General features: G+C 52.3%; 11 protein-coding genes. 4 read left to right on the top strand and 7 right to left on the bottom strand.

Annotated features, from left to right (window positions below; all coding sequences use genetic code 11):
• Window positions 1-582: 582 nt before the first annotated feature.
• Window positions 583-1,413, top strand: coding sequence for a CLCA_X family protein (locus tag INT33_RS20300; RefSeq protein WP_193092888.1), 831 nt, complete (start codon window positions 583-585; stop codon window positions 1,411-1,413).
• On the opposite strand, the gene INT33_RS20295 is transcribed toward INT33_RS20300, so the two are convergent.
• The 3 genes from INT33_RS20295 to ycaC form a co-directional block, all read right to left on the bottom strand.
• A complete protein-coding gene (locus INT33_RS20295; protein WP_193092887.1) occupies window positions 1,382-2,332 on the bottom strand; it encodes a pirin family protein in 951 nt (316 codons plus the stop codon). The two genes, INT33_RS20300 and INT33_RS20295, sit on opposite strands and share 32 nt — an antisense overlap.
• A gap of 81 nt (window positions 2,333-2,413) precedes the next feature.
• Window positions 2,414-3,031: an antibiotic biosynthesis monooxygenase gene (locus INT33_RS20290; RefSeq protein WP_193092886.1), complete on the bottom strand. Its 618-nt coding sequence runs from the start codon at window positions 3,029-3,031 to the stop codon at window positions 2,414-2,416.
• Window positions 3,032-3,126: 95 nt separating this feature from the next.
• Window positions 3,127-3,750 (bottom strand): isochorismate family cysteine hydrolase YcaC, encoded by a 624-nt coding sequence (gene ycaC / locus INT33_RS20285; RefSeq protein WP_192539284.1) that lies wholly within the window; start codon window positions 3,748-3,750, stop codon window positions 3,127-3,129.
• Window positions 3,751-3,896: 146 nt separating this feature from the next.
• Here ycaC and INT33_RS20280 point away from each other — a divergent pair, with 146 nt between their 5' ends.
• Both INT33_RS20280 and INT33_RS21505 read left to right on the top strand, forming a co-directional pair.
• A complete protein-coding gene (locus INT33_RS20280; protein ID WP_192539283.1) occupies window positions 3,897-4,802 on the top strand; it encodes a LysR substrate-binding domain-containing protein in 906 nt (301 codons plus the stop codon).
• Complete coding sequence (locus tag INT33_RS21505; protein ID WP_318782778.1) at window positions 4,685-5,032, top strand: hypothetical protein; 348 nt, start codon at window positions 4,685-4,687, stop codon at window positions 5,030-5,032. The genes INT33_RS20280 and INT33_RS21505 overlap by 118 nt, the downstream gene beginning before the upstream one ends.
• Window positions 5,033-5,469: 437 nt before the next feature.
• Here the strand turns inward: INT33_RS21505 and INT33_RS20270 are convergent, their stop codons facing one another.
• On the bottom strand, window positions 5,470-6,561 hold the full coding sequence (locus tag INT33_RS20270) for an NADH:flavin oxidoreductase/NADH oxidase (RefSeq protein ID WP_193092885.1): 1,092 nt from the start codon (window positions 6,559-6,561) through the stop codon (window positions 5,470-5,472).
• An 83-nt stretch (window positions 6,562-6,644) separates the two neighbouring features.
• On the opposite strand from INT33_RS20270, the gene INT33_RS20265 reads away from it, so the two are divergent.
• Window positions 6,645-6,947: an ArsR/SmtB family transcription factor gene (locus INT33_RS20265; RefSeq protein ID WP_193092884.1), complete on the top strand. Its 303-nt coding sequence runs from the start codon at window positions 6,645-6,647 to the stop codon at window positions 6,945-6,947.
• A gap of 141 nt (window positions 6,948-7,088) precedes the next feature.
• On the opposite strand, the gene INT33_RS20260 is transcribed toward INT33_RS20265, so the two are convergent.
• From INT33_RS20260 to INT33_RS20250, 3 genes are all read right to left on the bottom strand, one after another.
• Window positions 7,089-8,711: a BCCT family transporter gene (locus INT33_RS20260; protein ID WP_193092883.1), complete on the bottom strand. Its 1,623-nt coding sequence runs from the start codon at window positions 8,709-8,711 to the stop codon at window positions 7,089-7,091.
• Window positions 8,712-9,006: 295 nt separating this feature from the next.
• Window positions 9,007-9,876 carry a hypothetical protein gene (locus tag INT33_RS20255; protein WP_193092882.1) on the bottom strand — a complete coding sequence of 290 codons (870 nt, stop codon included), beginning with the start codon at window positions 9,874-9,876 and terminating at the stop codon, window positions 9,007-9,009.
• Window positions 9,877-9,980: 104 nt separating this feature from the next.
• On the bottom strand, window positions 9,981-10,637 hold the full coding sequence (locus INT33_RS20250) for a hypothetical protein (RefSeq protein WP_193092881.1): 657 nt from the start codon (window positions 10,635-10,637) through the stop codon (window positions 9,981-9,983).
• Window positions 10,638-10,827 lie beyond the last annotated feature (190 nt).

Below are 10,827 nucleotides of genomic sequence, written 5' to 3'. Positions count from 1 at the left end.
TCCATGGCAGCACTGAATCCTATGCAGTTGACGATAGCCGTATTATCGCTGATGGCAGTGACTTTTTCAGAGCTTCCTTAGGTATCCGTAAATTAATTTTTGTAACGGCTTTTCTTGACTTGCGGATGTATCCGCCTGTTTATAAAAACGCCTCATTTCTTTGATCGGCACTGCCCCTCGCACCGCCCAGCACCCTATGCTTTGGTATCATAGAGCGCTGTGAGGCCAAACAAAAAATCCCCCCCACAGATAAGGATCATATTTTGCAAATGATACGCCCTATTTTCGCTTTGACGCAGTATCGCAACGCTTTCGTACAACAATGTTACAATTTTTACTTGTACATTGTTTAACTATTCTCTATTGTTTGTAGTGTTCGCGGCAAGGAAACCGCACACAAGGGAATGACGGCTCAGGAAGAGCAACGCAACATCAGGGAAGAGCAAGGTAACAAAAAAGCGTCCTCAGCTGAGGGCGCTTTTTTTGTGCGTAGCCATCTGCCGCCCTTCTCCCAAAAGCAAAAAAACGCTCGATCTGCGCTATCATGGCCGCTTTGATTGATAGCTATTAAGTGAGCGTGCCGTGAACATCGATGCACGAACGTTTTATCGCAACGGGCCAGCCCATCGTCAGCATGAGCCCAGCAACTTTGCGCTTATTCGGCGCCAGTTTGATTTTCGCTCCATCGAGATTGGCCGCTGGGTAACGCCTAATGAGCGCGACCGCGCAGCAACGCTGTTTCATGATGCATTGTGCGATTTGATGTTGATTCTACAGGGGCCAGAGACGTTGGTGTCGTTACGCGGCTCGCTCGCGCTGCAATATGGCAGCGGCGGTCGGCCAGGGGTCGCGGCCCACTATGCCCCTGGCCAGCGCAGCTTTGCGCTAGCGAAAAATGCAGGCCCAGGGAGCATCGCGCACGAGTGGTTCCACGCCTTTGATCACTACATTGCGCAGAAGTGTTTCAAGGGCCTATCTCGCGATATGTTTGCCTCGACCGCCTGGCTGGCTGATGCCCCTCCTATTCCCCACCCTCTTAACCAACGCCTGATGGACTGCTTTACGGCCATTCTGCTACAGCCCGGCGGCAAACAGCCCAGCGAGCTTTTCCAACACTCGGCTGCGATGGATCGCAAACTGGGGCAAGTGTATTACAGCAAACCCGAAGAGCTATGCGCCCGAGCGTTTGAAGCCTTTGTGCAGGATGCCCCAATCAAGAATCACTTTCTGGTCAAGGGCACCAAAGCCACGCCAGAGGCCGAGCTTGGCCTTTATCCACAAGGCAGCGCCCGCAAGACTATCAATACAGCTTTTCAAGAGTATTTTAGCCAGTTGGGCAGTGCCTTGAACCGCTTGAAATACAACGGGGCCAACCAGCCGCTTAATTGCCCGGCTGGCCTGGAAAAGGAATAAACTCGGCATTGTCATCAGGCGGAAGCTGGAAGCGGCCATGTTCAAAATCGCCTTCAATCCAAGCCTCCTTGGCGGCTTCAAGCTTCTCTTTGGAAGAAGCGACGAAGTTCCAGGACACATAGCGTGGGCCGTTGAGCGTTTCGCCACCCAGCAGTACCAACCGCGCGCCGCGCTCGCCTGCCGTGACGGTAATCGGGTCGCCTGGGCGGAACACCATCATCCGGCCTTCCTCGAAGACTTCACCTGCAATGATCACGCTGCCCGAGGTAATGTAAATCCCGCGGTCTTCATGGTCATCAGGAAGCGGTAATTTAGCGCCCGGCATCAGGGTGGCATCGGCGTAAAACATTTCCGAGAAGGTCTGTACGGGGGCCTTTTCGCCCCAGGCCGTGCCCAGAATCAAACGCACCTCTTTACCTTCGCCTTGCAATAGCGGCAGGGCTTCCTGGCCTTGATGCTCAAAGGTGGCAGGCTTGTCTTCATGCTCTTCAGGTAGCGCCACCCAGGTTTGAATACCAAACAGTGAATGCGGTGACTGCTGACGCGTGACGGGGCTCGTGCGCTCTGAATGGGTAACGCCATTGCCAGCCACCATCCAGTTGACCTCTCCTGGGTAGATCATTTGGTTGGTGCCCAGGCTATCGCGGTGCTGAAATTCCCCCTTATAAAGATACGTAACGGTGGCCAGTCCAATATGCGGATGGGGGCGAACATCGATCCCGCCTTCGGTCAAGAACTCAGCTGGTCCCATCTGATCGAAGAAGATGAACGGACCCACCATCTGCCGCTTGGGTGCAGGCAGCGCACGGCGCACTTCAAAGCCGCCCAGATCACGCGCGCGAGGGATAATCAGCGTTTCGATATCCTTAAGGTTACCCGCTGATGGGCATTGGGGTTCAATCGTCGGCATCCAACTCATGTGCTGCACTCCTCAATGATAGCGTGGGCAAGGCGGCCCGGCTTTTTAGTGATTGCTTATTACTTGTTTCTTACGCCAGGCTCAGCGAAACATCCATGGCGCTACCAGTCGCACAACGCGTGGCATGACGACATACACCACCAGCCCTACAATCGTGGCGGCCACAAATCCGTGCCGGATTCCCCACGTACTCAATAGTGGAAACGCTTCAAAGATAGGCGCCCATAAAAACGGCACTAACATGGTCAGCGGCCAGATCACCGCGGTCGTTACCACCCACTGCTTCCAGCGAACCGGCTGCTTGCTTGGGGCCGCCCCAGCGGTATGAAACCAGTAATCGATCCCGCTACTGATCTCGATTTCCTCTTCCTGACGAAACGCCGGCAGGATATCGCGCACCAATGCCTGACGCTCTTTCGATTCAAGCCAGCGTGCAGCCTCTTCGGAAGACGCAAAGCGCAAGGCAATCTCGAAATCGTGCTGGCCTTCGGTGGGCCTTAAAATATGTACCCCTTGGTGGCCAGGGTACTGGCTAGCCGCCTGGATGATTCTTCGTAGCCAGGCTTCATATTCGCTTCGCGCGCTGGGCTTGACGCGATGACAAATTTTCAGCGTAACGCTGTTCGCAGCTTGGATTGGGCTGGAACCCGTACTTGAACCCGTACTTGAAACAGTTGTTGAAACAGGCTCTTGTGACATTATGAAGCTCCCGTTATCGGTGCAGATAAACGCACCGTGCTGCCCCAACGGAAAACAAGCCACCGGAAACACGCGCCGCCAGTGGCTCTCCGTGATTACTTGCTCGTCAGCGTGCTGTAGCTGTTCATCAGGTTGCGATAATCGGGAATATGGTTGGCGAACAAGGTGCCCAGGCCTTCAACATCGTTGCGCCAGTCGCGGTGCAGCTCACACGCAGCGCCAAACCAGTTCATCATTTGCGCACCGGCGTTGGACATACGATCCCAGGCGGCATCACGCGTCATGGCATTGAAAGTGCCCGAGGCATCGGTGATCACAAACACGTCAAACTCTTCTTCCAGGGCGGAAAGGGCTGGGAAGGCAACACATACTTCCGTCACGACACCGGCAATAATCAGCTGCTTCTTACCGGTCGCTTTTACGGCTTTCACGAAATCTTCATTATCCCAGGCGTTAATTTGGCCAGGGCGGGCGATATAAGGCGCGTCCGGGAAGAGTTCTTTTAACTCGGGCATTAACGGGCCGTTGGGGCCATTTTCAAAACTGGTAGTGAGAATAGTCGGCAGGTTGAAATATTTGGCCATATCGGCCAGGGCCAGCACGTTATTTTTAAAGCGGTCAGGTTCAATATCACGAACCAGTGAAAGCAGGCCTGCTTGATGATCAACTAACAGTACGGCAGCGTTATCTTTATCGAGACGAACGTAAGGTTTTGACATGATCCACTCCTGATACTCAGTTAATGGAGCCATCAGCATTGGCAGCTCCGGTTGGCCTTGCGACTTACGAAACTGAGTGTAAGCGGTCGCCAGCCCGATGATTAGATGGGAAAATCACGACACACCGTTTCATTTTGAGAACGATAATGACAATTCCCAATCTCAATGACCTTTATTACTTTGTACAAGTGGTGGACCACGAAGGCTTTGCACCGGCGGGTCGCGCCCTGGGTATTGCCAAGTCAAACCTTAGCCGGCACGTTGGAGAGCTCGAAAAACAGCTAGGCGTGTTATTACTGCACCGCTCGACGCGACATTTACGCATGACCGATATCGGCCAGCGCTATTACCTGCACTGTAAAGCCATGCTGAAAGAGGTCGAGGCCGCCCAGCAGGTGATTGAAGAGAGCCAGACAGGCCCCTGCGGTACCATTCGGCTAAGTTGCCCCACAGGGTTACTCCACTTCCATGTTAGTGCCATGCTGGCGGAGTTCATGGTGCTCTACCCCCAGGTACATATTCATCTAGAAGCGGCCAATCGCCATGTCGACCCGCTGACCGAAGGGGTCGATATTGCCATTCGTGCCCGCCCTTTGCCGTTTGAAGATAGCGATCTATTTCACAAAGTATTATCTGATAGCAGCCAGTGCCTGGTGGCGAGCCCCAAACTGCTTAGCCAATATGGCACCCCGCAAGCGCCTGGCGACCTTACCCGCTTCCCAAGCATTAGCCGGGCAAGGCCCATCGAGCAACACTCCTGGCGATTGCAGCGCGATGAGCAAATTGAGGTGATCGAGCATTCGCCGCGTTTAATCACCACCGATATGACCGCCCTATACCATGCCACGCTGGCAGGCGTGGGCATTGTGCAGCTGCCCAAGCTGGTGCTCCCCGGCGCCATTGAATCCGGCCAGCTGGTGCTCGTGTTACCGGAATGGGAACTTCGCCAGGAAGTGATTCACGCAGTTTATCTGGCCCGCCGGGAGCTACTTCCCTCTGTTCGCGTGCTGCTGGACTTCATGGCCGAACGCTACGCCAAGCTAAAGCTATAGCTAAGCCGACAACGCAATTACATAACACTGGGGGTCGGGTCTATGCTGATGAGTACCAACATAGGAGGTGCAATATGTCTCAGCAACAGTGTGCTTGCCCCAAGTGCGATTGCGCAGTGGATAGCCAAGCCATAGAGAAAAATGGTCAAAAATTCTGTTCCGAGTCCTGCGCCATTGGCCATACGGATGGCTCAACAGGCTGTGGCCATAACTGCAGCTGCGGTAAGTAACCGCTTAGCAAAGCAATTTTATTCGTTAAGCGATCGCGCCCGGCAGCCTCTGCCGGGCGCTTTCTTTTTAAGGTATCCCCCCTGCATTTCACGGCGCTTGAACGATATCACTTTGCTATCGTGCGAAAACGAACCCGATGCGCTAAGCTGAGAGATCATCCAAGCCACTTACAAGGAATGTAAAATGCCTTCTACTACCGTTATTGTCGTTGTTGTTGTCGTCATTGCCGTACTGGGTATCGGTTTCAGCGGCGGCCTGCCGTTCTAAGCAATCGACAACAATCAGGTTTATAAGGCGGGGAGAGACTCCAACCTTCCCCGCCTACAAAAGAAAAGCCCGCTGAAAAAAATCAGCGGGCTTTTTGCTTTTCTTCGTAGAAGCGGTGCTTCGATGAGTACTAAATCGCCGGGTTCCGAAGAAGCAGCGACTCAACGCATCACTTGTAGCGTTCTAGCCAATGAGCATAGGGGGCTGGCAAGGTCCAGGAAGCACGTTCTACCCCCAGCTCCTGGGCAGCGAGGTAGGGCCAGTTAGGATTAACCAGATGCGACCGGCCAATCATCGCCAAGTCCAACTGGCCACTCTTGATGGCTTCTTCAGCAACACTCGGCGTACCGAAGCCCCATGCGGAGGCCACGGGGATTCCCGCCTCGCGCCCTACCCGCTGGGCAACATCGCCCATAAAGCCCGCGCCCCAAGGGATGTTGGCATCAGGAATGGTGAAGCCAATACTCACGCTAAGCAGATCCAGCCCACCATCTTTGAAGCGACGCGTCAGCTCGATAGCCTCGCCCAGGGTCTGCTCGTCGCGCCCGTCGTATTCGATAACCCCCAGACGCGCGGTCAGCGGCAGGTGCTCCGGCCATACTTCGCGAACCGCGGCCAGGGTCTCCAACAGGAAGCGACTACGGTTGTCGAAGCTGCCGCCGTAGGCGTCATCACGCTGGTTGGAGTGATCAGATAAGAACGTCTGGGCCAGATAGCCATGGGCGAAATGCAGCTCCAGCCACTCGAAGCCGGCATCGCGCGCACGACGAGCGGCCGCCACGAAGTCCTCGCGCACCCGGGCAATGTCTTCAAGCGTCATGGCCTTCGGCTGTTTATCGAGGTGGGCGCCAAAGGCAACCGCTGACGGGGCGATGGTCTGCCAGCTACGCGGATCATCTTCGCTAATATGGTCATCGCCTTCCCACGGGCGGTTTGCGCTGGCCTTGCGCCCGGCGTGGGCAATCTGGATACCCGGCACGGAACCCGCCGCCTTGATCGACTGCACTACCGGCACAAAGGCCTGGGCAAGGTCATCATTCCAGATACCGGCGCAGCCGGGAGTGATACGGCCTTCCGGCGACACGGCAGTTGCCTCGACCACCACCAGCCCCGCTCCACCGCGAGCCAGGGAAGCATAATGCACGCGGTGCCAGGCGTTAATCAGGCCATCTTCCGCTGAGTACATGCACATGGGAGGAATCGCGATACGGTTACGCAGGGTGACGTCTTTAAGTGTGAAGGGTTGGAACAGCGCAGACATTAAGGTTTCTCCAAAGGGGTTATTACTTAAGTTCGATAATATTCGAACTATGGGCAAAGGGCAAATTCGTGTATGATTTATCCATGCGCCCTTTCAAACATCCCCCCGTTAGCGAGTTCGTTCTTGAGCGTTTGCTTTACGCCTTGAGTGATCCTGTTCGTCTGAAGATTGTACGGCGCCTTGCCACATTAGGTGAGGCAAGCTGCGGCGAGCTGGACGGTGGCCGCCCGAAATCCACCATGTCGCATCATTTCCGGATATTGCGCGATGTCGGGTTGGTAAACACCCAGACCGTGGGCACGACCCATATGAACTCGTTGCGTAAAGATGATGTGGATAGCCGATTCCCAGGCCTGCTGGAGGCGATCCTGTCCCAGCCTGAATAGTGGCTATACGCCATGGCCGCCACTTCTACTCGGTAAATGACACGCGGCGGATGGGAAGACTCGAATTCCTACGCCCACCAAAAAAGCCCGCTGATTTTTTCTCAGCGGGCTTTTTGGTTAGTGGCCTTTTCGCTTACCCAACTATTCGTTCAGCTTCTCGGGTTTGGGTGGGGCACCTACTCTCACTTCGCTGAGATCCTCATGAGACAGGCCGCGCAACAGTGAGAACATCATTATAAACACCAGAATAAACATCGGCAGGCCAACAACGGTGATCACCTCCTGCAAGGCGGTAAGCCCCGCATCGCCCGCCAGCACAATCAGCATGGCCGCCAGCATGCCTTCTGAGACACCCCAGAAGACACGCTGTTGCCATGGGCCAGGGTCTGCGCTGCCGGTACACAGCATATCGACCACCAACGACGCAGAATCCGATGAGGTGGCAAAGAAGATCGCCACGACCACTACCGCCAACCCCTGGATTAACGTAGCCGCCGGGAAGTTATCAAAAAACGCGAACATGGCAAGCGGGATGCTTTCCGCCACGGCGGTGGACAAAACCCCGGCCTGATCCCCCATTGCTTCCCGTGCGGCAGCCCCAATCCCATCAATCTCCATGGCCGACCAGCCAAAGATTGCAAACCACACCAGCGTAAAGATAGACGGCGCGAACAGTACACCGAGCACAAACTCTCGAATGGTGCGCCCGCGGGAGATTCGCGCCACAAAGATGCCGATGAAAGGCGACCACGTGACGGTCCAGGCCCAATAGAACACCGTCCAACTGCCCTGCCATCCCCAACCGCTGCCATCAGTATTGGTATAGCGCGCCAGCGTGTCATTCCAGAACGCCATCGGCAGCAGGTTGGTAATGTAGAGGCCAAAGGTTTCGACCACGGCACGCAGCAGAAAAACGGTCGAGCCGGTAAACAGCACAAACATCAGCAGGCCAACGGCCATGCCGATATTGATATTGGAAAGCAGCTTGACGCCGGAATCCAGCCCCGCCACGATCGATCCAACGGCAACGGCTGTCAGCACAGCGATAATGGTCACTTTGATAAACACCGAATCCGGCACACCCAACAGCTCTGTTAGCCCCGCATTAATCTGCTGCGTGCCCAAGCCAAGGGAGACTGCCACACCAAACAACGTACCCAGAATGGCAAAGATATCCAGAGTTTTACCGATAGGCCCGTGAATGCGCTCGCCCAGCAGCGGATAGAATACCGAGCTAAAACGCATCGGTAAGTTGTAACGATAGATAAAGTACGCAAACGCCAGCCCCGGCATGGCGAAAATCGCCCAGGTATGCAGCCCCAGGTGATAGATCGAAAAGCTCATGGCATCGTCGGCGGCTTCCACCGAAAAAGGCTCGACACCCGGCCTAGGAGGCGTAGAGAAGTGGGAAATAGGCTCGGCAACCCCCCAGAACATCAGCACGGTGCCGATACCGCCCGCAAACAGCATAGTGAACCAGGAGATATTGCTATAAGCCGGCTTGGCATCATTGCCGCCCAGGCGAATCGCCCCGTAACGGCTGATCGCTACCCACAGCAAAAACGCCACCCAACTGGTCACCCCTAAAATAAAGAACCAGCCAAGGTTAGTAACCACCCACTCTCGCCCCGCACCAAAGGCGTTACCTATCGCGTCCGGTGCAATTAACAGCGCCACCAGGAACAGCACCATGATGCCTGCGGAAGTGAAAAAAATGGTCGGATCTGTTCGAAGTCCAAGCTTTTTGGCGAGATTATTGAGCATGTGCGTTCCCTTTGTCTTTACAACAACATAGGGGTTATGGGCTGATTGCGCCAAGGTGTTAGAGAAATACAGGATGCTAGCGGCGGGTACAACATGGGACAGAACAGTTTTCAGCTACTGCCATAAGAAAGCGTAGGTACAGGCTTTTGGAGGGGAAACGGGGTGAATAAGCATAAGTTTTAAATGGCTGGTTTCGGCCAAGAGCGGCCATTGAGGGAATGCTGATATAACGCCGCCAGCAGGTGCCGAAAGACCACAGCAAGCGACAGTTTTTTGGTTCCTCTGACTGGCTTTGTTAGGCACTCTCAGCCTCGCTTTCTGCTGAGGGCAAAATTCTACCCTTGTCGATCCAAGTTTCTTCTTGGTACTCCTTTCCCGTTCTGTTTGAGAACTCATCGAGATAATATGAACGGAAGCACAACCAGAACCCGTTCTCATCTTTAGCCTCTCTCCTGATGCAAGAATAATACGGAAAGATCGTAGAGCTAATGTCGAAATCTATTAGCGAATCATCATCTGCTTTCCTGAATTCCATGAGTTCCAAAACTTTGCTCTTTTCTGACGTCATTTCAAGGAAATAGTCATCTACGTTCGCTTTAATCTCTTGCTCCCAGGTGGCCTTCGTTACCTCAACAATAACTGGATTAAGAGCAACTAGATAATTCCTATTTGATATTTGTGAAATCAGTTTGACGTATTTATTTTCGAGTAATGCTTTAAAAGCCAAATTTGAAAAATCTAGCGTGATGTCCCGTAGAGTCAATTCGCGCAGTTTTTCTTTTGATTCCCAACCCAAATGTTCAAATGACTCTGTATATTTTCGCAAAAGCGCCTCGTTATCATTGGCCGTTTTTAGGTCGCTTTCAGCTTTATGCTTAATTTCTTTCTGAGTATGTTTTCTAGCCTCCAGCTTTCCTGACACAAAGCTCCAGACCATCTCACCTAACCAGATAATGATTTGCCCGACTATTGATCCTAAACCTACGCCTGCAAGTAAGACTACGATAGAGATATTTTCCTCTGGCGTTCCTAAGGACTTCGCAAGCTCACTAAAGTATTTCCAAGATATGACAATGGACACAGAAACTGAAAGGTACTTCACTGCCGCTTTCGGTGAAGTTAATGCTGAAAGAAGTTTAATTATTGTTGAGGCAGTTTCACTCATAATCATCTCCGTTATGGACGCTGCCTAACATTGCGCTCTGCGGCTAATTTGGAGCACAACGGAAAATTGGTCCGACAGCAGAGCTTTGTTAAATCTCAATTCACCTACCATTGCTCCGGGCTAAAATCGGTTTCATTGGAATCACGAGGCACCTCAAACCAATCACCATTCGGCTCAGCATAGTCGGCATACATCCCTGACATCGTTTTTCGGTCTGCTGCTTGCCTTCCAGATACTTGCTTAAATATCGATCTATTAGAATCCCACGTATATTCTTCTTTTGGTAGTTCAACCTGCATTTCTTGATTATCTGTTTTTGTATACGTAACTCGCCCTATAGTGGTCAATTTTGGAAAAACACCATCCATTATTATTTTATTGTTTTGTTCGAATTTGACATCTGACTTATAAGCCCCCCACGAACCATCTATGTATTCATAGTATGGTTTGTCAAGTGCTTCAGTGACTATCTGGTTACCTAATGCGTAAATTCTGACTGACTCACCATATAATCCAGTACCACTTTGGGTCATGTATTTTACGCTTACTAAATACTCAGGTGATGATTGCTTTGTTTCAAAAACTTTTATTGCTTGAATCCCTAACCCAAAGTCATAAGAGGCCGATATAAGGGATTCGGTATCCAAGCCAAAAAAAAGAATAAATCCGTCAATTTTATATTGGTCTATCGTAGATATAACTACCATATCACCTAAAATCTTAGCCGCTAACGGTTCCTTCCAACGCCCAACGATGCTCATTAGATTATTACTTGCATTAGATTCACCAAGTAAAGCAATCAGCCCTTCGTAAATTTTATCAAGGTTGTCTTGGCTCGATGCATTTATTGCATTAACTATCGAATTTAAACTAGGGAAGGTCTGAATAACTGCCGATATTCATCAACGCTCACTTGAGCCGACAAAAAATCGAAAATTCAGACACTCTTCT

It is taken from the genome of Halomonas colorata, from assembly GCF_014897985.1.
GTDB lineage: Bacteria > Pseudomonadota > Gammaproteobacteria > Pseudomonadales > Halomonadaceae > Vreelandella > Vreelandella colorata.
Note: the sequence above shows the minus strand (reverse complement) of the source record. Positions and strands in the feature narration are given on the sequence as shown.

Bases quoted from the DNA above. Each gene is read 5' to 3' on its own strand.
- INT33_RS20270 (WP_193092885.1), bottom strand. From the start codon at position 6,561: ATGTCTGCGCTGTTCCAACCCTTCACACTTAAAGACGTCACCCTGCGT.
- INT33_RS20260 (WP_193092883.1), bottom strand. From the start codon at position 8,711: ATGCTCAATAATCTCGCCAAAAAGCTTGGACTTCGAACAGATCCGACC.
- INT33_RS21505 (WP_318782778.1), top strand. From the start codon at position 4,685: ATGGGAACTTCGCCAGGAAGTGATTCACGCAGTTTATCTGGCCCGCCG.
- INT33_RS20290 (WP_193092886.1), bottom strand. From the start codon at position 3,031: ATGTCACAAGAGCCTGTTTCAACAACTGTTTCAAGTACGGGTTCAAGT.
- INT33_RS20250 (WP_193092881.1), bottom strand. From the start codon at position 10,637: ATGAGCATCGTTGGGCGTTGGAAGGAACCGTTAGCGGCTAAGATTTTA.
- INT33_RS20265 (WP_193092884.1), top strand. From the start codon at position 6,645: ATGCGCCCTTTCAAACATCCCCCCGTTAGCGAGTTCGTTCTTGAGCGT.
- INT33_RS20255 (WP_193092882.1), bottom strand. From the start codon at position 9,876: ATGAGTGAAACTGCCTCAACAATAATTAAACTTCTTTCAGCATTAACT.
- INT33_RS20280 (WP_192539283.1), top strand. From the start codon at position 3,897: ATGACAATTCCCAATCTCAATGACCTTTATTACTTTGTACAAGTGGTG.
- INT33_RS20295 (WP_193092887.1), bottom strand. From the start codon at position 2,332: ATGAGTTGGATGCCGACGATTGAACCCCAATGCCCATCAGCGGGTAAC.
- ycaC (WP_192539284.1), bottom strand. From the start codon at position 3,750: ATGTCAAAACCTTACGTTCGTCTCGATAAAGATAACGCTGCCGTACTG.